We start from the raw sequence: 25,386 nt of genomic DNA, 5'->3' as shown, positions 1-25,386 counted from the left end.
TAAGCTGTTGACTATCTAAATTACCCGCTCAGACTACCCCCTGGGAAAATTTTTGACTTTCACCGCAGGTTTACCGACTACTGCAATACTACCAAAAAGGTTCGGATACCTACACTATCGAGAAAGCGGGGTTATTTTGCACTATAGAGATAACAAAGGAACTGATAGGGGTGGGTATCGCCTAAAAACCGAGTACAGTTCCGATTCTAGAAGTCACTATAATTTGTATCGGAGCAGCACAAAGATTATGGGAAAAGTAGTTGGAATTGACTTAGGGACGACTAACTCCTGCGTCGCGGTTATGGAAGGGGGTAAACCCACCGTTATCGCCAACGCCGAAGGGTTTAGAACCACGCCCTCAGTCGTCGCCTACGCCAAAAGTGGCGATCGCCTAGTAGGACAAATCGCCAAACGTCAAGCGGTAATGAACCCGCAAAATACTTTTTATTCCGTCAAACGCTTCATCGGCAGGAAATTCAACGAAGTTACTAACGAAGCCACAGAAGTATCCTACAAAACTCTCCAGGACGGCAACGGCAACGTTAAATTAGACTGTCCCGCCCAGGGCAAACAATTCGCCCCCGAAGAAATTTCCGCCCAGGTACTGCGGAAACTGGTGGAAGATGCCAGTAAATACCTCGGCGAAACCGTTACCCAAGCAGTCATCACCGTACCCGCTTATTTTAACGACTCCCAACGTCAAGCCACCAAAGATGCCGGGAGAATTGCTGGGGTTGAAGTTCTCCGCATTATCAACGAACCCACCGCCGCCTCTCTTGCCTACGGATTAGACAAAAAAGCTAACGAAACCATTCTCGTTTTTGACTTGGGTGGAGGAACCTTTGACGTATCGGTTCTAGAAGTGGGTGATGGTGTCTTTGAAGTTCTCGCTACCTCTGGAGATACTCATCTCGGTGGTGATGACTTCGATAAAAAAATCGTTGATTATCTAGCCGGAGAATTCAAAAAAGTTGAAGGAATAGATCTCCGTCAAGATAAACAAGCCCTGCAACGTCTCACAGAAGCGGCAGAAAAAGCCAAAATTGAGCTTTCTAGCGTTACCCAAGCGGAAATTAACCTGCCCTTCATCACCGCTACCGCCGAAGGACCAAAACACCTAGATACTACCCTAACTAGAGCTAAATTTGAAGAAATTTGCGCCGATTTAATTGATCGCTGTCGGATTCCCGTCGAAAATGCCATCCGTGATGCCAAAATCGATAAATCTGCCCTCGATGAAGTGGTTCTCGTCGGTGGTTCAACCCGGATTCCCGCCGTCCAGGAATTAGTTAAAAAAGTTCTGGGCAAGGATCCTAACCAAAGCGTTAACCCCGATGAGGTGGTAGCCGTCGGCGCTGCCATTCAAGGTGGTGTTCTCGCCGGTGAAGTCAAAGATATTCTTCTGCTTGATGTTTCGCCCCTGTCTTTGGGTGTGGAAACCCTCGGCGGTGTGATGACGCGGATTATTACCCGCAACACCACTATCCCCACCAAAAAATCGGAAGTTTTCTCCACGGCAGTGGATGGACAAACTAACGTGGAAATCCACGTCCTGCAAGGGGAACGGGAAATGGCCAAAGATAACAAGAGTTTGGGAACTTTCCGACTCGATGGCATCCCTCCCGCGCCTCGTGGTGTGCCTCAAATCGAAGTGGTTTTCGACATCGATGCTAACGGTATTCTCAATGTCACCGCTAAGGATAAAGGTACAGGAAAAGAACAATCGATCAGCATCACCGGCGCTTCTACCCTGCCCCAAAATGAAGTGGAACGCATGGTTAATGAGGCAGAATCGAACGCCTCGGTGGATAAGGAACGTCGCGAACGCATTGAACGCAAAAATCAAGCTGATTCCTTGGTTTATCAAGCTGAGAAGCAGTTGGAAGAGTTAGGCGATAAGGTTCCTCCATCTGAGAAAAATAAAGCCCAAGGGTTGATTAAAGATCTGAAGGAAGCGATCGCTCAAGACGATGATGGTAAGATCAAAACCATCCTACCGGAATTACAACAAGCCCTCTACGCGATCGGTAGTAGTATGTATCAGCAAGGAGCCCCTAGCAATCCCCCCGGTGGCAATAATGACAATGGCCCCTCTGGTGGTGCTGGTGGTGGCGATGATGTCATCGATGCGGAATTCTCCGACGCTAAATAAAAATTAAGTTCTTAGCTTCGGGAAGGACACAAGTTAACTTGTGTCCTTTTTTCCTTGCGGCTTTCTTAAAGATAAGGCTGTCACCGAAAATTAGGACTAAACTTAAGTGAACCATCTTGGAGGACTAAGATTAAGAAAATGGAAATTTACCAATTTAGCCAACGCCAGACAATTATTATGGCTATTCTAGTCCTCTATCTCGGTAAGTATTTAACCAAAAATATCAAATTTCTGCAAGATTATAACATTCCTGATGCCGTTGCTGGTGGTGTCTTGGCTTCCTTGTTTTTAGGTCTATTTTTTGCTGTTTTTAAATGGCAAATTGAATTTACCCTTAATGTTCGGGATGCCCTGTTAATCGTTTTTTTTACTACTATCGGGCTGTCCTCAAAACTAAAAACCCTGCTGCAAGGGGGTAAACCCTTGCTAATTTTATTAATAACCGCCGTGGTTTATCTCATTCTACAAAATTTAGCTGGGTTAGGAGTGGCAAAAGTGATGGGATTAGATTTACCCATCGGTTTGATTGCTGGTTCCGTTTCTTTGAGTGGGGGTCACGGGACTGCCATTGCTTGGGCTTCTATTTTTCGTGATAATTATGGCATCGCCAAAGCATCAGAAATCGGTGTAGCTAGTGCTACTTTTGGGCTAGTTTTAGGGGGAATTATTGGCGGACCGGTGGCTAAATGGTTAATTACTAGAAATCGACTGCGAGCCAATAATCAAGATCAAGATTTAACGGTGGGAATTAAACAAAGCCAGAGGAATGTCAATATCGATTACAATACAATGCTCCATTCAATCTTAGTGATTGGTTTAACTATCGGTTTAGGTAATCAGATTAACTACTGGGTGACTCCCCTTGGTTTAAAATTACCGGATTTTGTCACCTGTTTATTGGCAGGAATTATCCTGACTAATACCGTACCTTTGGTGTTGAAACGCTTTCCTTGGCCCGCTAATACGCCCTCTTTAGCCTTAATTTCTGATGTTAGTCTCGGTTTATTCCTATCTATGTCCTTGATGAGTTTACAATTATGGACATTGATCGATTTGGCCGGACCGATTGCTATCCTGTTATTAGTGCAGTTCTCACTCAGTATTATTTATACTGTTTTACTGGTCTTTCCCTTAATGGGAAAAAACTATCATGCTTCAGTAGTTTGCGCCGGTTATTTGGGTTTAACTCTAGGGGCAACTCCCACAGCGATTGCCAATATGACAGCGGTGACGGAACATTTTGGGGCTTCTCCCCAAGCATTTATTATTGTTCCTTTGGTGGGGGCATTTTTTATTGATTTGTTTAATGCTTTTATCATCCAGCAATTTTTGAATTTTCTGACTTAAAAATTTTTATCGATCAAGTAATTATGGCTCTTATGGATGTATTCACTCATTTTTCTATTATACCCTGCGAGCGGCGGGGAATTAGACCCGAAGAGATTAAAGCATATCTAAATATTTTTGGGTTAAAAGTTAAACTTCAGGCTCCTATTTAGTACGAGTTTACTAAGCGACTAATTTTCCCAAAAAAATTAGTTAACACATTATTGTAACATATAATTAATTTGCAAGAGTTCTAATGTTTTTTTGGATAGAAATCATGAAATCCCCCTCTCGTTTTTTCATCGGGATCGCCGGAACCATAACGGTCGGTTTCCTCGCTACCTCGTCGGTTCAAGCTTCGCCTTTAAATTTACAATTTCTCGGTCAATCGATTGTTCCCACGGGGTTTATTCCCTCAGGCCCAGCGGGAACCGTGAACGGTGTCTCCGTTCCGGTCGGGGGATTATCGGGCATTACCTACGATCCGGCGGGTAATAACTTTTACATCATCTCGGACGATCGCTCTCAGAACGGCCCGGCGCGTTTCTACACCGCAACGATCAATCCGACTCTATTTAATGTTAATGGGACGAATAGCGGCGTTACCTTTACCGGTGTTACCCCACTTTTACAGACTAACGGGCAAACTTTCCCCGCGCTGAGTCTCGATCCAGAAGGGATCGCGCTCGTGGGTTCTAATCTGTATATTTCCTCCGAAGGGGAGGTCTCTAACAATCAGATTCTCAATCCCTTTGTCAATCGATTCGCGCTGGCCAACGGTCAACAGAACGATACTTTACCGATTCCAAACCAGTTTATCCCCGCGCCGAACTCGATTCCCACCACAAGCGGGGTTCGCAATAATCTGGCTCTAGAAAGTCTGACCACCACCCCAGATCAGCGATTCCTGTTCACGGCCTCCGAGAACGCGCTTGTGCAGGATGGGCCGGCTGCGACGCCAACGAACGGTTCTCCCTCACGGATATTGCAGTACGATCTCGCTAATGGACAGCCGATCGCTCAATTCCTCTACAATACCGATCCAATCGCCCTTCCCCCGACTATTCCAAGCCCAGTCGATGTCAACGGACTCGTCGATTTACTGGCACTTGATAATAGTGGCAAACGCTTTCTCTCCCTAGAACGTTCTTTCTCCATAACGACGGGAACACCAGGGAATACGGGCTATACTGTGAAAATCTACGAGGTTTCCCTGGAGGGGGCCACCGATATTAGTGCCTTTCCCAGTATTAATGGGGTTTCGGGTATCGTGGCCGCCCAGAAAACCCTATTATTCGATTTGACCTTGTTAAATATCCCCATCGATAACGTGGAGGGGATTACCTTCGGCCCCTATTTACCGAACGGCAAGCGCTCAATAATTCTCGTCAGCGACAATAACTTTACCCAGTTCCAATTTACTCAATTTCTCGCCTTTAGCGTCGAAACTGTACCCGAACCCTCAACCCTAGCAGGATTGCTGGTGATCGGTTGCGTTGTTATTCTAGTCAAAAAACGGGAAAGCTAAACAAAATCTGGCAACAGCATAGAGATCAGGCTATCTTTGGGGTTGCCGAGCGTTTCGTCAATTGGACAATGGCTCTTCTAGGTTCTGTGTGATAAGTTTAACTTACATAGGATCGATCAATCTTTGTGTTCTTTGTGTCTTTGTGGTTAGTCTAGCCCCTCGCTAGGAGGAATGTATCTTAGAATACATTTTACCCACCAAATCCAAGAGAGCCTAATACCAAATCGGTTTTTGATAATATCATTAACTGCCAATCAAACTTTAAAAACCCAGTTATGGACTGTTTCTCCCTGTCCCAGCGCTCCCCGTTTCCACAAGGACACAAGTTAACTTGTGTCCTTTTTTAGGTTCAAAATCGGAATTTAAGCTAATCCGACTAATTTAGCGCTGTATTCCCACATTTTTTCGCCTCTTTCCTCGTCGCGAGCTTGAGGAGAAACCCTTTGTACAAAAGATTTACCCTCTTTTTTCTGACGGTTGCCCCAACTCCAGTAAGCACCAGATTGACGGTATTGGGGGTCAGCCACCACCATGGCCACTCTTTCCCCAGCTAATTCTTGGGAAACATAGCCACCAGTGATATTTTTCTGGAACCAGGGGAAAAACTGCTGGAAAAAGGGGTAATGATTGCGGAAAAGGGGTGTATCGGCCACACAACCCGGATAGAGGGAAGTAAAAGTGATTCCGGTCGATTCGTGATAGCGTTTGTGCAGTTCCCGCATGGTGAGAACATTACACACCTTACTATCTTTGTAGGCTTTGACCGATTCAAATTTTTTGCCGTCGGCCATAGTAATCGGCTCTTTGAAACCCTTGGCAAACCCTTCCAAATCGCCCAAATCGGGACGAGGAGGAATTTTACCGCCTAATTCATCGGGATTATGGGTGACAGTGCCGAGAATGACTAAACGGCGGTCGGGAGAAGGGGAATTTTTTAGATCTTCCAAGAGCAAATTCGAGAGCAGGAAATGACCTAAATGATTGGTGGCCATGCTCAATTCATAACCGTCGGGACTTCTTAAGGGTTCTTTGAGCAAAGGCAGATAGATAGCGGCATTGCAGACTAAAGCGGTTAGAGAGCGGCCCAAGGCCCGGAAATTTTTAACGAAGCGCCGGACGCTATCGAGGGAACCGAGGTCGATAAATTCAATACAGTAGTTATCCCGGGGAATGTTCAATTCCTTGGCAGCCTGTTCCATTTTCGGGATATCCCGACAGGCCATAACCACAAACCAACCTCTTTGAGCAAGGGATTTAGCGGCGTAGAGACCGACTCCAGAAGTTGTCCCAGTAATGATCACCGTGGGTTTTTGATCTTGTACCATTTTTTGATAGTTTTCGTTAATCGCTCTGGTCTAGGGAATATCCAAGGGATTCCAATCATAAATTTTATCGGTTGTCTTACCTGACCCCCAGGTTCGCTTTACATAACTTCAAATTTTCCTGAGTGTTCACTTATCAGTGATCAGTTATCAGTGATCAGTTATCAGTGATCAGACTTGAGTTTTAAGTTTACCGATCTTCCCACTTCCTCACTTCCCCACTTCCTCACTTCCCCACTTCCCCACTTCCCCAATTCATAATTCATAACTAACGAATCGGTTTAGCTAAATCACCGATTTTAAAACCATTACCGGTAATGATACGACCGACGCTAGATTGACCATCAGCTTCGACAATTTCGAGAGTGCCAATCGGTTGAGTAATCTGACGGATCACCTTACCCGTTTGCGGATCCTTGACCGTTTGGGTCGTCCGTTCGATGGAAATGCGTAAACCGACACGATAGCCTTCTCCCGTACCTTTATTGAGAATTACCTGATTTCCCGCCACGGCAGCCACTAAAGCGGTGACAGTCGGGAGCGAGCGAGGTGTAGCGGCGATTTGGTCGGCTTTATCATTGAGATTATCCACCACCTGCGCCACTGCCTTATCGGTGGCAATACTGAGTAATTTCCCTTCGTTGGAGGTTTGGGAACCACCCCCAACCCCTAAAACCACGGTTGAACCATCGGATTGATTGGCACTACCATCTCCCTGAGCGGTGGTAATAATTTCGGCCGTGGTGGTATTAATTGCCCGGACATTTAACTTGACAAAAGCATCGGTTTCTGTCTTGGCAGTGCTAAAAATAATAAACGAGCCACCGGATTGTTTTTTTTGTAAATCGAATTGGGTAATCGAACCGATAATCACCACATCTACCCCTAAAATTTGCCCGATTTGAGCAGCGGTAGCGGCATCTACCCGTCCCGAAGCCCCAAAATTTTGTTCTCTGAGGACAGCATCAATGCGACTGCGCTCAATGACTGTATAGCGACCACTTTCTACCAATTTATTGACGAGAATATCACTGACACCACTGGCCCCACCATTGAAAAATGTTAACCACTGGGGATTACTGAGACCGCTATAATCGAAGTCTAAAACCGCTACTCGCACCTTTTCGCTTTTTTGGGCTAAGAGTAATGGTAAATTGTTAGAGGTAGCTTGGGAGAAAGCTGGTGCGTTGAAGCTAAAACCCAAACTAGAAGCGACTCCCACAAGGGTGATTAGGGCAGAAAAACCACGGATACTATCTCGATCGAACATGATAAGGGGTTCTCCAGTCAAATAGAATATAGATCATAATCATCTCAGAATTACTCTAACCATCGAGAGTGATCAAGAGGAAGAATTTTGAATGGCAGTAATTAAACCTCTCACTTCCTCGGTTCCCTCGGAAGCTTCAAAGGAAGTGGGAAATTTACCCTTAGCAATCATCCGCAATCCCAAGGGGGCAATACTTAATAAACCCTGTAAATCGCGCCAATAATTGCCCAGCACATAGAGGCCGAATTTGCGTTCATCAACCCATCCCCCTGCTTTGACTAATTCCACTAAAACTTTCCGGTGACGAATGGGACGACTACTATCGTCCGACTTGCGAGCGAGTATTTCCTGTTTAATTTTACCGATTTGATCCATGGGGGCCACTTCCATGGGACAAACCGCATTACAGAAATAGCAACGCGTACACCCCCAAACCCCGGCGGTGCCTTGATTATAAAGTTCTAGGCGACCTTCTTGATTACCATCGCGGGAATCTGCTAGGGTGCGCTGCGCTTTTGCTAAAGCGTGGGGACCGACAAAATCAGGATTCACTTGCTTGGCATTACATTCCGAATAACAGGCCCCGCACATAATGCAGTTACCCATCTGATTGAGATTGGCTCTTTCTTCTGGAGTTTGCAGAAATTCTCGTTCGGGAATGGTGCGTGCTTGACTACTAATATAAGGTTCAACCTTTTCTAAATCGTCCCAAAACGGTTGCATATTGACGATTAAATCCCGGATAATTGGTAAATTACCCAGAGGGGCGATCGTGATTTCGGGAATTTCTCCGGCATCTTTTTGGCTACAATGGTTTAATTCACTGGCGATATTTTTTTGACAAGCCAAGGCCGAACGACCGTTAATTTTCATCGCACAGCTGCCACAAATTGTATTGCGGCAATTTTTACGAAAGGCCAAAGTTCCATCAAGTTCCCATTTGATGCGATTAAGGCAGTCGAGAATTGTATTTCCCGCCTCCACCTCTAGGGTAAAATTTTCTAGGTAGGGGGTGTCGTTGGGTCGTTGACGCAGAATTTTAAAAGAAACTTCCATACTCGGCACGGGGATGAGGGACTCCTAATACTCAGGATAATCGATGTTAACGGGCCAAGGGGGAGCTAGTAATGGTAATTAATCCTTAAGATTTTCCCCGGTCGGTTGAGCCAAGGGGTGGGTATCTAGGTCTAATGATAGATGGGGAAGTCGCTCGAAAACAGTTTAATCCCCCCGGATTTACTGCTCTGGGTCATTAGTTTTTTGCCAACTCCAACCACAAGTATAGTTTCTCAATTCCTTGCTAAGTATAGCTTAAACGGTTTTATGTCCTCACTTTCTCCCCCCTGTTTTCCCCGCACCCGACCAAAAATTGCCAGAGTCTTGGCCAAAAATTTCCTCTCCCCCACAAGGTTTATACTTACTACCTAGTCCGGGGTCTTCTTAGCACGATTGTCATCACCGAACCATCAGTTTTAAAAAATTTATTATTCCCCTCTAGACATTTTTGACAAGATTTTTGGTATGATCAATTTGTCAGTGTAAACTTAATTGACAGTCAGTCAAAAATCAAGGAACATTAAAAAGTACCATGAGTGACATCTCTCCTACTCCCCTAACCGGGAAAGCTCTACTACAAAAAGTCAAAGAGTTATCCCACTTACCCCGTCGCGAAACGGCAAAACGTTGTGGTTACTACTCTCAAAGTAAAGATGGCCAGGTTCGGGTCAATTTAACCGACTTTTACGATGCTGTTTTAGGTGCAAAAGGGGTTCCTCTCGATCCCGAAGGCACTAAAGATGGCCGCGGCCGCGAACCCACTTTCCGGGTTAGTGTCCATAAAAATGGTCAAATCGTCATCGGTTCCACCTATACCGAACAAATGAACTTGCAGCCCGGCGATGAGTTTGAAATCAAACTTGGCTACAAGCACATCCACCTCAAACAAACGGAATCAGAAGAACCGGTAGAAGCTTAAATAGGTTACGGAGTAGGGATAAGGACAAAAAAAATCGGCAGTCAAAAGGGCTAGTTTTGACAAGACCGACTAAGAAGACAATATAGATTCTTACCCCTAATTCTAACCCCTGACCGCCTCTTTTATCAACTTGAGGGGTTTTCCTTAAGCACTTTTTCTTCTTTTTCGCAACCCCCTAGGGATGGATTTTTGTTGGAGCTAGGCTTTACCAGAGCAGAGTTCCACAGTTATCCTATGCCTAGGGGGTTTGTTTTATGGGTGTTAGGAGACAGGAGACTCCGAGTTAGTATTCAGGAGATTATTTTTGTTTATTCTTCCCACACCCCACACCCCACTTCTCTGACACCTAATTGACAATGAACATGGCTGCCTTAATAAAAATTATTATTTTCCTGTTAGCCTGGTTAATTCTCTGGCTGCCGATTGCCATTAGTTTAGGGAGTCGTTTGGGATGGCAACCGCTGCAAGGGACAAAACCTGACCAGAAATTGCCCCTGGTGGCCTCTCTTTACGCCTTGGCTCCCTTAGTTATCTGGGGATTATTCAAGATAGAGGGGAGCAGCCTCCATAATTACGGATTAATTTGGTCATTTTCCCTATTTATCTCCCTAACCAAAGGATTAATCTTGGCAGTGGTGGGATTAGGGATAATTTTTTTTCTGGAGGGGATTTTGGCCTGGGTACATTGGCAGCCCAAAAACCTAACTCGTGCTTTTGCCTTGAGTTTACCCCTGTTGATAGTGGCTCTCTGGGTGGGTATTACCGAGGAATTAATCTTTAGGGGCATCTTTTTGAGCCAATTAAGCCAAGAATACGGTTTTTGGGTGGCGGGAGCCATTTCTAGCCTAATTTTTGCCCTGCTGCACTTGCTTTGGGAACGTCAGCAAACGCTGCCGCAACTACCCGGTTTATTTCTGATGGGGATGGTTCTGGTCTGGGCGCGGGCGATCGATCATGGTAGTTTAGGATTAGCTTGGGGACTTCATAGCGGTTGGGTGTGGGGATTAGCTTTGCTAGACAGTGCCGAATTGATGTCTTACAGCGATTCTGGGTTAGTTTGGGTTAAAGGTATCTATAACCAACCTTTAGCGGGTTTAGCGGGTATTCTTTGCCTCTTGGGGACAGCTTGGGGGTTAAACCTGCTTCAGTAACCAAAAGCCGGTAAAAGTGCGACCAGAATCATCCGGTTGTATGAGAAGAAAGTGTAAACCTTGGCTTTCCTCTTTGGTTGCCTGATGAACATTGGCTGCCAGGGCCACTTCTTCATCTTCGTAGGTCAGAAAAATCCAACGCTCATTTAGACCCGATTCCAAGACTAAACCGCCCGATCGCCCCGTTTCTGTGGGAATATGATCGATAAATACCGGGTTAATTTCCTCTAACCAACGAGCGATCGCCAGAGATTTTTTACCACCGGTAATAACCACACCGGGGATCATGAGAGTGGAGGCTAAACCCAATTTTAAAGGAGAAAAGGCCTCTGGTAGGGAAAGAATCGGTATTCTGCGATCGCCAAAAAAGTTAACTAAATCAACGGCGGGAAAACGAGCAAAACGCCACTCTTGACCTAAAAATTGGTCGGGTAGGGGTTGCGGTGGAGGAGAGTCGATATTGATGGGGATTTGCCGTAATTCTAGCTGTTTTTTCAGAGCGTTAACGTGACGGGTTAACTCGATTTTGATCTGTAAATTCTGACCAGCAAGGAGAAATAAATTGGCGCATTGGGGGCGAAAAACTTGGATAATTTCTGGGGGGGAGACTTGACAAGCTTGCTCTAACTGTTGGGTTAACCAGTCGCTATTAGCTTGGGATTGGGGACAGGAATTTTCATAGATAAGATGACCGAGAGGATCGGAAATTAACAATTGCCAGACTGTGCCAAGAGGGGAAGAAGATGAAGATTTATAAAAATCCGCTTGCCAAATAGTCATAATTCAGTCAAAAGCCACCAGTAAAAAGTCAAAAAATGGTCAGGAGTAGAGGTCAACTAAAAATTTTACCTTACCAAGACTTTAAAAATCTAGGAGCGAGACAAAAAAGGCTATATACTAGGGAAAGCTATAGCAAAACATATCGAGACAATGGAAGAAAATTGGCTAGAAATTGGGACAATAGTAGCACCCCAGGGACTGGAGGGAGAATTGCGAGTTTTATCGGTATCAGATTTTCCCGAACGTTTTCAGAAGCGAGGTATTAGGGGAATACAAGGGACCCAAGGGGGAGAAATCCGAGAAATTACGCTGCTCAGGGGACGTGAGCTACCGGGCAAAAATGTTTATGTTATCAAGTTAGAGGGGGTTGAAAATCGGGAACAGGCCGAAGCTTTGCGCGGATATAAATTATGGGCGAATAAACTGGAAAAACCTCGCCTAAAAGCGGATGAATATCATGTTAGTGAGCTAGTAAACTTGGAGGTTTATCATCACCTGACAGGAGAAAAAATCGGGGTTGTAGTAGATATTTTGTGGGCGGGTAATGACATTTTAGCAGTGCAACTAGAAGCAAATCTCGCCTCTGTCAAGAAAAAAAGCCCTTCCTCCGACTCAAAAGCCACGGCCCTGGTTCCCTTTGTCAAAGAAATTGTTCCACTGGTGGATCTGAAAGCGGCACGCATCGAGATTGCGCCACCACCGGGGTTATTAGAGATCAATTGGTCATAGACTTATTACTGAACTTCCCCCATACATATCTACTATAATAGCCGAAAACCTTTATCCATCAATGGATACACCCATTAACTTTTCTTGATGGAGCCATGTAATTTGTAACATTTATTAATGGACAAGAATTCTCTCCATTTGCTAGAATAGAGGTCATGTATATAGAAAAAGTTCCTAATCGTAATTACCCTCCCGCTGTTCTTCGACCAGATTCCTATCAAGAAGGAGATCAAGTCAAAAAAAGAACCCTGGCCAACGGCTCGACTGAGCTCACCGAACACCCTCTCAAAATTACCCGATGATATTATCGACAATAGATATCTTCAAAAATTATAACCCAATCACAGCTTGCTTTTAGCTTGTGTACTAACTGACTATTTATATGGCTGAAATGTATATCTATCGTTGCTAATTCAATTGCACTGAAAAAATATGAGACAATTAAAATCATTTTTACTTGGTTAGATTCCTTAACTAGAAAAACTTTTAGTATTAAGATAATATTATGGATAGGTCTGATCTGAAACTGGCTCTCAAAGGGGCAAGACTGTCAATGAGTGAAGACATTACCGCTCATTTTAAAGTGATTAGAAGTCTTCGTTTGTGCTATCATTTAGATGACTTAAGTTTTCGTTCCACTAAAGTTAAAGCCAAAACCTGTAAATGCCATCATAACACCTGTAACCGACTAAGATTAAGAATTAGAAACCTAGTTGATGAACTACATCACAAAGTAGCTAGATTCTTAGTAGAAAACTTCGATGGGATTTTATTGCCGACATTTGAAGTATCAGAAATGGTCTTAAGGTCTGGAAGAAAAATCCAATCAAAGTCTGTTAGACAGATGTTAACTTGGTCACAGTATCAGTTTAAAATATTCTTAAGATCTAAGGCATTTGAGTACGGAAAAACCGTTATAAATTGTTGTGAAGCTTATAGGTCAAAGACAGGTAGCCGGACTGGTGAATTAATCGATAATTTGGGTGGAAAAAAAGTAATTAAATCAGAAATTGATGGGCGACAAATGGACAGGTATCCTAAGGGAGTACGGGGGTTCTTCCTTCTTGCTCTGGTAGATACACCCTCGTTCAAAGACTCTTTGAGCGTGCATTGTTAACCCATTAACAGAAATGTTAAGCTGTTCCTAATTCAAATTGCTTGTTGAAACGAGGCAAGAGGCAAAAGTAAAGGGATTGGGGGAAATTCGGCTAATCCAAGAATAAGCGATTAAAATACGTCTTAGCTTAATCAATGTTAGCAAAAAAGTATCGGTATAAACAGAAATTATGTATAGTCTTGACGTTAATTTTCTTAAAGATCGCCATCTTAGCCAAACAGCCTCTAACTTCGAGGTTTCCACCGTTATTGACCGAAGTAAACAAATACCCCTGTTCATCGGTGTGGGAGTTGGGGCCGGATTATTGGCACTGATGGGATTACTCGGTTTAGCCGTCGGTTGGAAAACTGGCGAAGCTCAGGCCAAAATTCAGCAATTGGACGGGGAATTAGGTCAAGTACAAGTCCAAAGTAAAAAACTAGAAGACATCAGAGGGGAACTAAAGGCGGTAGAAGCAGAAAATCAAGCTCTGGTGGGTGTATTCAATCAGATTAGTCCTTGGTCAGCCATTCTCCAAGAAATTCGCCAACAAACTCCTCCTAGGGTGCAGTTAAATAGTGTGCAACAGGTGGAGGTTCCCGCGAACCCCAATCAAGGGCAACCCAATTCGGCTACGCGCTTAAAAATCAGTGGTTTTGCCAGTAATTACGAAGCAGTCAATGATTATCTCTTAACTCTACAAGCTTCTCCTTTTTTGCAGGGTAAGCAAACGGTGATCGAAAGTGCTGCCCTGGCCGATTTACCCGTAGAGGTGGACAATCAGTATAAAAATATTAATATTACTTTCCCCCAAGTGGTTCAATTTGTGATCACCGCCCAATTAAGTGATACTCCCACCACTCAACAACTGCCCAATCTGGTCAGGAATGGAGCGATCGGAGTTATCACTAGGATTAATACTCTCAAAAGCCAAGGAGCCATTCAACCATGACCTTTAACGAAGAATTTGAGAAGCTGAAATTAGAGGAATTTCAGGAGTATCCTATCGCTTTCGGGATAAATTTTACTCCCCGTAATAGTGGCATCGCTGCCGCTATGCTAGGTTTACTTGGCTCTCTCTATCTGCTTTTTAACTGGGTGATGCCCGCTTATGATACCTTGCAGCAACTGCAAACCGATGCCGCCGACAAACAACAACTGCTAGATCAACAAAAAAGCCGTCTCGAATTTTCAGAATTCCAAAAAATCGAGAGTCAGTTACAACAACAAAAAGCTATGAAACAGCAAATACTCTCGCTTTTTGCTAGAGAAAGGGACTTAAGCACTATTCTCTTAGATGTTAGTAATATCTTTAAGTCTGGCGATGTTAAGCTGGTTAGTTTTCAACCCCAAGGACTAGAACCGGTGGTAGTCTCCGATGGTTCCCTTGGTAGTGAGGTTAATAATAAGCTCAAACGTCAAACTTTTAACGTCAAGATTCAAGGAAACTATGTTAACACTCAAGAGGTTATTCGGGATTTAGAAAGATTACAGCCGCTCATTTTGCTCAACAGTCTCAATACCCAGATGGAAAAGCAAGGATCGACGTTTAAAGTAGTTAGTACTGGCAACAATAAGGCCACTATCGTTCTCCAAGGCGATCGACCCGTGACCACGACTTTTCTTCTCGATGTAATTATTCCTCTCAGTGCCGCCGAATTAGCCAAGTTAGCACCACCCCCACCTCCTGAAGGTCAACCCCCCGCCGAAGGTCAACCCTCCGCCAGTCCGCGCCAATAATAGTCTTCAATCCGGTGTGAGTATTGTGTTTTTTGTCCGTTGAATCCCGTAATCGTTGAGGAGTGAAGTTAAAGTGAATCCGTCCCGTTATGCCCTGTTTATCCCCCCAATTGCCTCGTTTTTATTGATGGCTCCCCTGAGCGTCTTGGCCGAAACCGCCATTTCCTTCCATGGTTCAGAGTTAAAATCCGCTACATCAAAAATTGAATTTTCGCAAGAGTTTAGTCAAGAAACTTTACAAAAATCGCTAAATCAGCTTGTCCCTTCCAGCGCGGCCGTAGAAAAGGAAATCAGCGATCGCATTTTAGACAGTGAAAAACTACTTGCCCAAAGTGCGCCCCTTGTCCCCAATCCGGAAATTATCATTCAAGGCATACCTCAAGCCCCCGGCGCTCCCACCCTACCCCGGGCCGTCGCCCCACCAGTGGGAGATATTGCCATCTCTAATATCGATGCTAGTGCCGAAAAGATCAAATTTGATCGCAATATCACCGTACCTCGTGTTTTACTGCGGGAAGCTTCCGCTAGAGAAGTGTTAATGACCCTTGCTAACATTGCCGGTTATAACGTCGTTTTCACCAGCGCCCAGGGGGAAGCTAACGCCACTTCTCAGACAGTTTCCTTGGAATTTACTAACGAATCGGTGGAAAACATTTTTAACGCCGTGTTGTTAGTTTCCGGACTCCAGGCCAACCGTCAGGGTAAGACCATCTTTGTCGGGGCGCAATTACCCCAGGGCGCTCGTAATCTGATTAGCCGCACCCTGCGCCTCAACCAAGTTAAAGCCGTCGCCGCCGCCACTTTCCTCGCCACCCAAGGGGCAGAATACCAGCGTTTAGTTACCCAAACCGAGGATATCGTCGATCCCCTCACCCAACGGGTCGTCGGTCGCCGGGATGTTCCTCCCACCCTAGAGCCACTGAAACCCCAAAACACAGAAGGCTCAAAAGCTGCCCTACTTTTAACCGGTTTAAGAATTGCCGCCGACGAGCGCCTTAATTCTATCAATTTAATCGGGGAACCCCGACAAGTCCAGATCGCCACCTCCTTATTAACCCAACTGGATGCCCGTCGTCGTCAGGTGGTGGTTAACGTCAAAGTTATCGATGTCAACCTGCTCAATTTGGACGAATTTAGCAGTAGTTTTTCCTTCGGGTTTAACGATGGTTTCTTCGTTCAAGATGGAGGGGCGGCAGTGCTGAACTTTGGTAATATGAACCCACCCAGTAGTGAGACTGTAGGCAGACCGGGGGCTTTTGCACAGCCTGTTGTGCCGATTTTCGATATCATATCGGGGAGTACAAACGCGGACCAGGAAATAGCACCTTTTTTTGATGTTCAGAATGGCGCTTCCTTTGGCCGTGTTAACCAGGGACCGAATGACTTTGTAGGTGGCACAACACCCTATGCTCGTCCCAGTTTTGGTCGCACTGTTAACCCCTTCCAACCCGGTTTGAGTGATGTTAATATTGACCCAGAGACGGGAATAATAGAGTATGAATACAAACCCCCGACCCTATTTCAATATCCCCAAAAATTCCTGATGACCCTGCAAGCCTCAATTCAGACAGGAAATGCCAAGATTCTCACCGATCCCTCGCTGGTGGTGCAGGAAGGTCAACAGGCCACCGTGAAGCTGACCCAGAAAGTGCTGGTCAGTGTTGAAACAACAATTGATACCAATAGCAATGGCAATGTGAGAACTACAACTCCTGTGTTTGGTGATGCTGGACTGACCTTAACCGTCGATGTGAATCAAATTGATGATAATGGTTACATCAGTTTAAATGTTGCGCCTACAATTGCCCAACCAGGTCCCCAGATTCCATTTAATAGCGGTGGGGCGACAATCAACCAATTGACTCCTTTGATTACCCGGGAATTATTATCGGGTTTAATTCGTCTCCGGGATGGACAGAGTTTAATTCTTTCCGGGATTATACAAGAGCGCCAACAAAGTTCTGAGACAAAAGTGCCGATTTTAGGGGATATTCCTATTTTAGGGGCTTTATTCCGCAGTCGTACCAATCAGAATAGTCGCTCGGAGGTGATTATTCTCCTCACTCCCAAAATCATCGAAGATACGGCCACCTCTACCCTCGGTATCAACTATCAACCGGGCCAAGATGCGGCGGAAGTGTTGCAGCGTCAAGGTTTCCCCGTACAACCACGACAGTGATCAGCTTTTTTCAGTAATCAGTAATCAGCTTCTGAAGCTTTTGCCTCTTGCATGAGTGCCTCTCCTGATCACTAGCCTATACTCAAAGGGGCTCTCCCAGGTTTGGTGGGTAAAATGTATTCTAAGATACAGTCTTGCGGGCGAGGGAGTGGAAGGAACCACTCCAGACACAGAGGACACAAAGATCGATCGCTACTATATAAGTTAAACTTATCACACAAAGTCGAGAAGAGCCAAGGATTTAGTCTAATAATAAGATGGAGCCGAATTCGCTGGTCTAAATATTCCTTTATCAGTTAAAAAAGCGAATAGCAACAGTCACCTATTTTAGGGTTTACTAACCGCCGATTCTAACATAGTGATTGTTCCCCGATTAGCATCAAATTCTACTGCAATACCGATGGGAATAGTTTCAATAATTTCTAAATGTCCGATAGTTAATCCTAGACAAGCGGGAATTTTTAAGGGTTGGATATATTCTCTGATTACTTCTTCTAAAGTTAAGGAACCATACTCACTATTGGCACTACAATTGCTACATTGACCGAAGATAAATCCAGCTAAATTATCGAAAATTCCCGCTAATTTTAATTGATTGAATAGTCGATCAATTTCATAAACATCTTCACCAATATCTTCCAAAAATAGTATAGCTCCGGTAAAATCTGGTAGATAGGGAGAGCCAACTATTGAGGCTAAAGTGGTTAAATTACCACCGATTAATTGACCTTTTGCCTGACCTTTAGTAATAGTTTGAATGCGGTTTTTTACCTGCATTAAACGATTAGCATCATCGGGATCGGGAAGATTTCTAAAAGTTAACTTTTCCCCAGAAAATAAAACCTGTCGAAAGCTTTCAGTTTGAGCGGTGCGCCAACTAGAAAAGCCATTGGGAGCATGGAAAGTAACTAAACCAGTTTTGGCATAAATAGCCAATAATAAGGAAGTTATATCACTAAAACCACAGATGATTTTCGGATGACGACGAATTAAATCGTAGTCGAGATAAGGTAATAAACGAGCGCTGCCCCAACCGCCGCGAATTGGTAAAATTAAGGCAATATTATCATCGGCAAAAAATTGATTTATATCCGACGCTCGCTCCCTATCTTTACCAGCTAAATAACCATAACGATTTAAAGCGTGTTGACCAACTTTTGGGACTAATTTTAAAGCTTTAACAGCCTCAATGACTATATTCAAGTCATCTTCTTTGAAAGTTGCCCCCGCCGGACTAATAATACCCACTCCGTCCCCCGGTTGTAGATGTGGCGGTTTAATTAGAGGAAAATTATTACTAACAACTTTTTTAGGAATTAGGGAAAAACTAAGAGCAGTTAGGGCAGTAGTAGTGAGAAATTGACGGCGCTTCATCCTGATAGTTGTTAGAGAAATTGCCAGGGAAATAAGAATTTAAGTAGGTAGGCGTTAAAAATTATCAGAAGCCCCCCTTATTAAGGGGGGATTAAGGGGGGATCGAGGGAAAAAAAATTTTTCACAATTACCCCGGCTAAGAGGACAATTAATGCCCAAACCTGATATTTTTGGTTTCCTTCTAATGAGTTTAGTCGATTTTCTATTCCCTCAACTTTTCCCGTTAACACCGCTTGTCCTACCTTTAAATCCCTCACATCTTTTTGTAACGAATCGATTTTTCCCTCAATCCGCATCAAGATAGTTTCTAGGGAATAAGTAACCGTTTCCTGAGATTGATTCATTTGTTCAAGACTTTTTAGTTAATTGTTGCCCTAGAAAAGCCATTATGCTTCCGATTTTGCCATATCGCGAATGATATCGCCGCGAGTGACAATACCAATTACTTTGTGGGTTTCTTCCTCAATCACCGGTAAACGACGCACATGACGATCATACATTAACGAGGCCGCTTCTTTCAAAGGGCGATCAGCCGTGATACTAATAGGTTTATCGGTCATTACTTCCCCCACGGTTTGACCGAGAGCTTTATGGAGTAATTTCTCGTGACGGCTAGGATTTTGTAGATAGATGACGCTATCGAGGAGCATAATGTAAGGAGGAGCTTCTACTCCCGTTTCCTGCCACATAAGGTCAGTTTCGGAGATAACCCCAATCAGTCGTATATTGTCATCCACCACGGGTAAACCACTAAACCGCTTTTCGGCCAAAATCTTCACTGCTTCAGACAGAGAAGTGTTAGCGGTGACGGTGATGGGATTGGGAGTCATGATATCGGCAACTGTTTTCGTCATCTTAGCGACCTGCGACAATAATGCTTTCTCTCTCTATCTTATCATTAGGGTAATCAGTCGCCGCTTAATTATGACTATTCTTCAATCTTTGGCTGAGAAAATGGTATAACATAAAAAGGAAATGGGATATTAATTTAGTTAGTTGACAAGGAAAAAGAAAAATGATCGCTCAACCTCAATACCCAGAAAGAATGACCCCGGAAGAGTATCTAGAATGGGAAGCTACACAGGAATTGCGCCATGAATACATTGATGGGGAAATTATCGCCATGACTGGGGGTAGTCTGCCCCATAATGATATTACCTTGAATTTTTACACTGCTTTAAGACTTCATCTCCGTCCGCGAGGCTGTCGAGTCAATGTATCTGATGCGAAAGTCCAAGCTAATAATAGTCGTTATTTTTATCCCGATTTGGTGATTAGTTGCGATTTTAGGGATAGACAATCTCGTAATTTTATTCAACATCCACAAGTGATTATTGAAGTGCTTTCCCCTAGCACAGGAAACTATGATCGCACTAAAAAGTTACAATATTATCGTCAGATTCCTAGTTTACAAGAATACGTTTTAGTCGATCCTGAATCGATCAGTGTTGAGGTTTATCGTCGCGGTGAAGATAAAATTTGGTTTTACTGCGCTTATAGTCAAGGGGAAGAAATTATTCTATCTAGTCTCGATTTTCACTGTGCGATCGAGTTAATCTATGAAGGGATAAGTTTCGATTAAAGAAAGTTTACAAACAGGTCAAACCTTCCTAGAATTAAAATAAATACGTCCCGATTGTTTCGATAAATTCTATGTTACCGCCCCTATTAGTTCTTGATCCCTTGTTAGAAAACTGGTTACGAGAAGATCTCGGTAGAGGCGATCGCACCACCCAAGCAATTTTCTTCGGTCATGCTAAAATCGGTCAAGCTAGTTGGATTGCCAAGGAAGCGGGAGTTATTGCCGGTTTACCCGTAGCTGAAAGAGTTTTTCAACTGCTTAACCCCACTATTCACTTTACCCCCACCGTTGCCGAGGGGGAATTCTGCCCCAAATCTAAAGTTATTGCCGAGATAGAGGGTTCCTTCGATGCGCTGTTAATCGGGGAAAGAGTCGCTTTAAATCTTGCCATGCGCTTGAGTGGGATTGCTAGTGAAACTCGCAAATATGTGGAGAAAATTGCCGATTTATCGACAAGATTGGTGGATACTCGCAAAACTACCCCCGGATTGCGAATTTTAGAAAAATATGCCTCCGGTATCGGTGGCGCTATTAACCATCGTTTGGGGTTAGATGATGCAATTATGATTAAAGATAATCATATTCAAGCAGCCGGCAGCATTGAGGAAGCAGTGCTTCGTGTACGGCAAAATATGCCCTATCCTCTCACAATTGAGGTGGAAACCAGTCAATTAGAAGAAGTGAATCAAGCTCTGCAGCAGCAGGTAGAGATCATTATGTTAGATAATATGGATTTAGAGATGATGCAAACTGCTGTGGAGATGATCCGCAATTTTAATAGTAAAACCAAAATAGAAGCATCGGGAAATATTACCCTCGATCGCATTCGCAACGTGGCCGAAACAGGAGTAGATTATATTTCCACTAGCGCCCCAGTTACCCGTTCTACTTGGTTAGATATTAGTATGAAAATTGATTAAAAGGCTATATCAGTTATCAGTTATCAGTTATCAGTTTTGATCACTGACTCCTATCTATTCTAACCTCGATCGCATCGCCAATATTTAAGTGTAATTGCTTTTGGGCGCTGCCACTATTGACGGCAATTTCTAACCCCCCGTGACTACCGATAAAAGCGACTATTTCCCCCGAAGGAACATCACTATAGGTGTTTTTTGTGGGGATAATTTTTGGACCCAACTGCACTGACCAATTTTTTCCCTCTAGGAGATAATCGGGAATATTACTGATTAAATTGCCGAAAATGTCAATATATTGGATTTGTCCCCTCATTTTATCTTCCTCGATTTGCGGAACAGCGATCGCTAACTGTTGCAAGCTATCGGGATCAATAATCTCACCTAATATTTCTAGGGGTACTCCCTGGGCCAAATAAGCGGCCACAGCAGCAAAAATATCACGACCGTGAAAAGTAGTGCTAGGGTTAGGGGTGCGCCAATAGGAAGAATTATTGAGATTAACGGCAGATATAGCGGGAGATTGGCTTAAAATGCCACTAAATAAACCATTATCTGGCCCGACTAAATAACCACCAGCAAAACGAATCCCTACCCCGCGTCTTTTGCTTCCCACCCCCGGATCTATAACTGCCAGATGAATAGTGCCTTGGGGAAAATATTGATAGGCATTCAGGAGGATAAAACGACCAGCGTAGAGGTCTTGGGGCGAAATTTGATGATTCAGATCGATCGTGCGAGCATGGGGGGCAATTCCTGCGATTACTCCCTTGATAATGCCCACATAACCGTCCTGTAGTCCAAAATCGCTAGTAAGGGTTATTAGTGCCTGTTCCTTCATTGACTTGTCCCTAGGTTGGCCAACGGCTTTAATAAATCTTAATGGGAAATTCAGTAGCTAAAGATACATTTTACCAAGGAGAATGTTATGATTTAGATATAAGGTAAGTTAAGTCGCTCAAAAGTCTGTCCATCATGAACAAAAATCGTCAGCAAGTCCTAACACAGGCCACCGTCGCTCATAGAGAAACACTCCGCAGAAATTTGCAACACCGACTGGAAGTAGCTAGAGCGCAGGGAAATGAAGCTTTAGTGCGTCAATTAGAAGCAGAGGCGGCCTATTTGCACCTTCGTTAGATTTAATCGGTGTTTAGTCATAGTCTAGTTGTCGGTTTGTAGTGATCGGTATGCCGATCACTTTTTTTGGGCGAATTTTTTTTAATTGCTGATATCCTAACTGGCAATCCCTAAAATAGAAGGAACAGCAGTTTAGAGATCAAATAATTATGGCTTTTTTCCGACAATATATCGCCCCGCTCCTGACTATCTTAGTGTTTTTAGTGGCTCTGGTTGCCACTGGCATCCGGATTTTTTTGCCGGCAGATTTAGCGGCACCCGCTCCGATCGAGCCATCCCTGGGCATAATTTTCTCTTATCCTTGGCATGGCTAACCTTCCCGAAGATTATCGGCTGCGACTGGGCAAAATGGGCGATCGCTATCTACTCATTAATTTTCTCACCCGCAGCTATCAAGAATTTTTTCCCGAACAAAAAAACCTCTCCCATCTAGCTGATACAGTCAGACAGTTTTTTGGCCTTGATACTCCCCTGTGGATCGTCGAAGGACAACAAACGGCGATCGCTTGTCTCTGGATGGGGAGCGCCGTCGATCAGGTGACAGGCGATCGCTATGGTCATATTTTCCTAATTTACGTCGATCCCCAGCATCGTCGCCAAGGTATCGCCAGCGCACTAATCGATCGAGCTAAGGATTGGGCAAAAAGTCGCGGACAAACCCGCATCGGTTTACAGGTCTTCATCAATAACGACAATGCTCTCAATCTCTACCAAAATCTCGGCTTTCAAACTCGCTCTTTGCTGATGTGGAAAAATATTTAGAAACTTTTAGGAGCTGGTCGTCAGGAGACAGGATTCAGGAGACAGGAGACAGGAGATTATTTTATTTATTCTCCCCACACCCCACACCCCACACCCTGGCCCTAGGAAAAACTTTTTGCCGCAAACCCTAATTATTGTCGATCAAGCGACAAAGGTTAAAATTTGGGAAACACTGCAATACACTGGCAGTCAACGTGGTAAAAACACGCTATTTTAGTAACCTATACTAATCGCGCTTTAGGAGTAAGCAGTTTTCATGGACTCCCTGACAACCCTCCAATGTCAAAACCTAACTTGTCTATCCTCGAACGCTCTCACTAATAGATTCTGTGAAAAATGCGGTACTCCTTTAGTTAAGCGCTATTTATGGATGATGGGTGATTGGGTGAGAAGCTATTATCGTGTTGGTGAGCTAATTGATAATCGTTATTTGGTCAAACAACCACAAATTGTTCTTGATACTAAACCCGCTCAAGCACCCGAAGCACCGGAAGAACCTCCTAGCTGGCTCTCCCTCTACCTAAAATTGTTACCATTTCATCTCCATATTCCCCAAGTCTATGGCTATATTCCCAGTCCCGACGAACGCTTAGATATGGACATCTGGCTGTTAGAATACGGCACTATTCCCCTCGATGAAACGGGAGAATTAATTTATCCACAACTATTGCCCACTCTGGCCGAGGTTTGGTCGCAAGCTTCCGATTTAAGGCAAATTCACTGGTTATGGCAAATGGCCAAACTCTGGCATCCCCTCCAGAAAAAAGCTGTGGTTTCTAGTCTGCTTAACCCTTTTCTGACGAGAGTGAATAATCAGCTGCTGCAATTGCTAGAATTAAGCAAAGACGAGGCTACCGCTCCCAATTTCAAAGATTTAGGGGCCTTCTGGTCCAGTCTGATCCCGACGGCAGCCGCTAATATTCAAGATTTTCTCGCATCCCTAACCCAAGAACTAGAATCCGGTGATCTCGATCGCCCAGAATCCCTGATCGCTATTCTCGATTATGCCCTACAGCACTACGGTGCAGGTCAAGAGCGCAGCTATGAGATTTTCACCTGCACCGATACCGGTCCGATGCGGGAACACAACGAGGATGGCTGTTATCCCCCAGCTAATCAGGCCATAACCCTGTCTAATGGTCAAAATCCCCTGGCGATTGTCTGTGATGGCATCGGCGGTCAGGAAGGGGGCGAAATCGCTTCTCAATTGGCGATCGAAACCCTGCCTAGGGAAATTAATCCCAGTCCCACCACTGATATGGAAGTCTATCCCGATAGTTACAGTCTTGTCCTCGAACAGGCGATTCGTGTCACCAATGATCTGATCAGTCAACGCAACGATCAGGAGTCAAGACAAGACCGCCGGCGCATGGGTACGACTCTAGTTATGGCCTTTGGCCATGCTCAGGAAATGTACGCAGCCCATGTGGGGGATTCCCGTATCTATTGGATTACCCCCCAGGGTTGTCATCAAGTGACGGTAGATGATGATCTCGCTTCTAGGGAAGTGAAATTAGGCTATCTCCTCTATCGTGATGCCATACAGTATCCCAACGCCGGGGCTTTGGTGCAAGCTTTGGGCATGAGTAGCGCCACTAATCTCCATCCCACGGTTCAGAGGTTGATTGTTGATCAAGATTGTGTTTTTCTCCTCTGTTCCGATGGTTTAAGTGATTATGATCGGGTAGAACAATACTGGGACAGTGAAATTCTGCCTCTTTTGCGAGGAGAGAAAACCGTGACGGCCGTGGGGGAAAGTTTATTACAACTAGCTAACCAGAAAAACGGTCACGATAACTCCACCATCGCCCTAGTTTATTGTCGGGTAGTTCCTGCGGCTGAAACTGTCAGGCCTTTAATTTATGCTGAGGCCAAAGAACGAATTATTCCCCATCTTAATGACCAAGATTTTGATCACAACGGGGACACCGACCCCGGAGAAGAAGTGGTGACGGCAATACCCACTCCCTCCCCTGCATCTTCTTCGGTTTCTAGTCGTACTTTTCCCCCCGCGCTCACTAGCGTTTCACCCCCGCGGGTGGCGATCGCTATCGGTGTTCTCGGTTTGCTGGCTGCGATCGCTTGGCAATTCTTGGGTCGTCATCCCGCTCCCAATCCATCGATTTCTCCCGCACCCGTCACCAGTCCCACGACCGGGACGACACCTCCCGCACCTGTCACCAGTCCGAGTCCCACGACCGGGACGACACCTCCCGCACCCGTCACCGGTCCGAGTCCCACAACCGGGACGACACCTTCCGCACCCGTCACCAGTCCGAGTCCCCCCAATGCTTCCCCTAACTAGGGTTTGCGGCAAAAAGTTGTTCGTGGGAACAGGGTGTGGGGTTTTACCTGAAGATTAATCG

General features: G+C 44.6%; 24 protein-coding genes. 16 read left to right on the top strand and 8 right to left on the bottom strand.

Annotation, left to right across the window (positions count from 1 at the left end; all coding sequences use genetic code 11):
- Positions 1 to 247: 247 nt before the first annotated feature.
- From dnaK to ACQY1X_RS06015, 3 genes are all read left to right on the top strand, one after another.
- Complete coding sequence (gene dnaK / locus ACQY1X_RS06025) at positions 248 to 2,152, top strand: molecular chaperone DnaK (protein ID WP_002750478.1); 1,905 nt, start codon at positions 248 to 250, stop codon at positions 2,150 to 2,152.
- 138 nt (positions 2,153 to 2,290) lie between these two features.
- Positions 2,291 to 3,499, top strand: a complete 1,209-nt coding sequence (gltS, locus tag ACQY1X_RS06020) for a sodium/glutamate symporter (RefSeq protein WP_002777651.1) — start codon at positions 2,291 to 2,293, stop codon at positions 3,497 to 3,499.
- Positions 3,500 to 3,734: 235 nt separating this feature from the next.
- Positions 3,735 to 5,006, top strand: a complete 1,272-nt coding sequence (locus tag ACQY1X_RS06015; protein WP_430014174.1) for an esterase-like activity of phytase family protein — start codon at positions 3,735 to 3,737, stop codon at positions 5,004 to 5,006.
- A 362-nt stretch (positions 5,007 to 5,368) separates the two neighbouring features.
- Here ACQY1X_RS06015 and ACQY1X_RS06010 read toward each other — a convergent pair whose 3' ends face one another.
- The 3 genes from ACQY1X_RS06010 to ACQY1X_RS06000 all read right to left on the bottom strand — a co-directional run bounded on the left by ACQY1X_RS06010 (position 5,369) and on the right by ACQY1X_RS06000 (position 8,654).
- Positions 5,369 to 6,331: a protochlorophyllide reductase gene (locus ACQY1X_RS06010; RefSeq protein ID WP_002750483.1), complete on the bottom strand. Its 963-nt coding sequence runs from the start codon at positions 6,329 to 6,331 to the stop codon at positions 5,369 to 5,371.
- Positions 6,332 to 6,596: 265 nt separating this feature from the next.
- On the bottom strand, positions 6,597 to 7,598 hold the full coding sequence (locus tag ACQY1X_RS06005; RefSeq protein ID WP_430014173.1) for a CsgG/HfaB family protein: 1,002 nt from the start codon (positions 7,596 to 7,598) through the stop codon (positions 6,597 to 6,599).
- Positions 7,599 to 7,670: 72 nt separating this feature from the next.
- Entirely contained in the window at positions 7,671 to 8,654 is a 984-nt protein-coding gene (locus ACQY1X_RS06000; protein WP_002732817.1) for a succinate dehydrogenase/fumarate reductase iron-sulfur subunit, read from the bottom strand.
- A 532-nt stretch (positions 8,655 to 9,186) separates the two neighbouring features.
- Here ACQY1X_RS06000 and ACQY1X_RS05995 point away from each other — a divergent pair.
- Both ACQY1X_RS05995 and ACQY1X_RS05990 read left to right on the top strand, forming a co-directional pair.
- The gene (locus ACQY1X_RS05995) at positions 9,187 to 9,573 is read left to right on the top strand and encodes an AbrB family transcriptional regulator (protein WP_002734386.1); all 387 of its coding nucleotides are present in this window, start codon (positions 9,187 to 9,189) and stop codon (positions 9,571 to 9,573) included.
- Between the two features lie 356 nt (positions 9,574 to 9,929).
- The gene (locus ACQY1X_RS05990; protein ID WP_271935201.1) at positions 9,930 to 10,724 is read left to right on the top strand and encodes a CPBP family intramembrane glutamic endopeptidase; all 795 of its coding nucleotides are present in this window, start codon (positions 9,930 to 9,932) and stop codon (positions 10,722 to 10,724) included.
- Here the strand turns inward: ACQY1X_RS05990 and ACQY1X_RS05985 are convergent.
- The gene (locus ACQY1X_RS05985) at positions 10,707 to 11,504 is read right to left on the bottom strand and encodes a Tab2 family RNA-binding protein (RefSeq protein WP_430014172.1); all 798 of its coding nucleotides are present in this window, start codon (positions 11,502 to 11,504) and stop codon (positions 10,707 to 10,709) included. The two genes, ACQY1X_RS05990 and ACQY1X_RS05985, sit on opposite strands and share 18 nt — an antisense overlap.
- Before the next feature lie 150 nt (positions 11,505 to 11,654).
- Here ACQY1X_RS05985 and rimM point away from each other — a divergent pair, with 150 nt between their 5' ends.
- From rimM to ACQY1X_RS05960, 5 genes are all read left to right on the top strand, one after another.
- Positions 11,655 to 12,233, top strand: coding sequence for a ribosome maturation factor RimM (gene rimM, locus ACQY1X_RS05980; RefSeq protein WP_430014171.1), 579 nt, complete (start codon positions 11,655 to 11,657; stop codon positions 12,231 to 12,233).
- Between the two features lie 505 nt (positions 12,234 to 12,738).
- Positions 12,739 to 13,350, top strand: a complete 612-nt coding sequence (locus tag ACQY1X_RS05975) for a transposase (protein WP_130756784.1) — start codon at positions 12,739 to 12,741, stop codon at positions 13,348 to 13,350.
- Between the two features lie 169 nt (positions 13,351 to 13,519).
- On the top strand, positions 13,520 to 14,281 hold the full coding sequence (locus ACQY1X_RS05970) for a PilN domain-containing protein (protein ID WP_430015479.1): 762 nt from the start codon (positions 13,520 to 13,522) through the stop codon (positions 14,279 to 14,281).
- The gene (locus tag ACQY1X_RS05965) at positions 14,278 to 15,069 is read left to right on the top strand and encodes a pilus assembly protein (RefSeq protein ID WP_103111273.1); all 792 of its coding nucleotides are present in this window, start codon (positions 14,278 to 14,280) and stop codon (positions 15,067 to 15,069) included. The genes ACQY1X_RS05970 and ACQY1X_RS05965 overlap by 4 nt, the downstream gene beginning before the upstream one ends.
- 73 nt (positions 15,070 to 15,142) lie before the next feature.
- Entirely contained in the window at positions 15,143 to 17,248 is a 2,106-nt protein-coding gene (locus ACQY1X_RS05960; protein WP_430015478.1) for a secretin N-terminal domain-containing protein, read from the top strand.
- 327 nt (positions 17,249 to 17,575) lie between these two features.
- On the opposite strand, the gene ACQY1X_RS05955 is transcribed toward ACQY1X_RS05960, so the two are convergent.
- From ACQY1X_RS05955 to ACQY1X_RS05945, 3 genes are all read right to left on the bottom strand, one after another.
- Positions 17,576 to 18,622 carry a S66 peptidase family protein gene (locus ACQY1X_RS05955; protein WP_103111271.1) on the bottom strand — a complete coding sequence of 349 codons (1,047 nt, stop codon included), beginning with the start codon at positions 18,620 to 18,622 and terminating at the stop codon, positions 17,576 to 17,578.
- Between the two features lie 80 nt (positions 18,623 to 18,702).
- Positions 18,703 to 18,966, bottom strand: a complete 264-nt coding sequence (locus tag ACQY1X_RS05950; protein ID WP_271935193.1) for a hemolysin XhlA family protein — start codon at positions 18,964 to 18,966, stop codon at positions 18,703 to 18,705.
- Positions 18,967 to 19,008: 42 nt separating this feature from the next.
- A complete protein-coding gene (locus tag ACQY1X_RS05945) occupies positions 19,009 to 19,476 on the bottom strand; it encodes a CBS domain-containing protein (RefSeq protein ID WP_002750505.1) in 468 nt (155 codons plus the stop codon).
- Between the two features lie 161 nt (positions 19,477 to 19,637).
- Here ACQY1X_RS05945 and ACQY1X_RS05940 point away from each other — a divergent pair, with 161 nt between their 5' ends.
- The gene (locus ACQY1X_RS05940) at positions 19,638 to 20,204 is read left to right on the top strand and encodes a Uma2 family endonuclease (RefSeq protein WP_002746445.1); all 567 of its coding nucleotides are present in this window, start codon (positions 19,638 to 19,640) and stop codon (positions 20,202 to 20,204) included.
- 71 nt (positions 20,205 to 20,275) lie between these two features.
- Positions 20,276 to 21,124, top strand: coding sequence for a carboxylating nicotinate-nucleotide diphosphorylase (gene nadC / locus ACQY1X_RS05935; RefSeq protein ID WP_002750509.1), 849 nt, complete (start codon positions 20,276 to 20,278; stop codon positions 21,122 to 21,124).
- Between the two features lie 40 nt (positions 21,125 to 21,164).
- Here nadC and ACQY1X_RS05930 read toward each other — a convergent pair whose 3' ends face one another.
- On the bottom strand, positions 21,165 to 21,962 hold the full coding sequence (locus ACQY1X_RS05930; protein ID WP_002750510.1) for an SAM hydrolase/SAM-dependent halogenase family protein: 798 nt from the start codon (positions 21,960 to 21,962) through the stop codon (positions 21,165 to 21,167).
- Positions 21,963 to 22,096: 134 nt separating this feature from the next.
- Between ACQY1X_RS05930 and pirA the strand changes: the two genes are divergently transcribed.
- The 4 genes from pirA to ACQY1X_RS05910 all read left to right on the top strand — a co-directional run bounded on the left by pirA (position 22,097) and on the right by ACQY1X_RS05910 (position 25,325).
- Positions 22,097 to 22,258 (top strand): arginine synthesis PII-interacting regulator PirA, encoded by a 162-nt coding sequence (gene pirA / locus ACQY1X_RS05925; protein WP_002733724.1) that lies wholly within the window; start codon positions 22,097 to 22,099, stop codon positions 22,256 to 22,258.
- Between the two features lie 149 nt (positions 22,259 to 22,407).
- Positions 22,408 to 22,572 carry a hypothetical protein gene (locus ACQY1X_RS05920; RefSeq protein WP_002732944.1) on the top strand — a complete coding sequence of 55 codons (165 nt, stop codon included), beginning with the start codon at positions 22,408 to 22,410 and terminating at the stop codon, positions 22,570 to 22,572.
- Positions 22,565 to 23,020, top strand: coding sequence for a GNAT family N-acetyltransferase (locus ACQY1X_RS05915; RefSeq protein WP_002750513.1), 456 nt, complete (start codon positions 22,565 to 22,567; stop codon positions 23,018 to 23,020). Before ACQY1X_RS05920 ends, ACQY1X_RS05915 begins: the two co-directional genes overlap by 8 nt.
- 256 nt (positions 23,021 to 23,276) lie before the next feature.
- Positions 23,277 to 25,325, top strand: a complete 2,049-nt coding sequence (locus ACQY1X_RS05910) for a PP2C family protein-serine/threonine phosphatase (RefSeq protein ID WP_430015477.1) — start codon at positions 23,277 to 23,279, stop codon at positions 25,323 to 25,325.
- The last annotated feature ends 61 nt before the right edge of the window (positions 25,326 to 25,386 follow it).

The sequence above is a fragment of the Microcystis protocystis FBCC-A270 genome, from assembly GCF_050500235.1.
GTDB lineage: Bacteria > Cyanobacteriota > Cyanobacteriia > Cyanobacteriales > Microcystaceae > Microcystis > Microcystis ichthyoblabe_A.
Note: the sequence above shows the minus strand (reverse complement) of the source record. Positions and strands in the feature narration are given on the sequence as shown.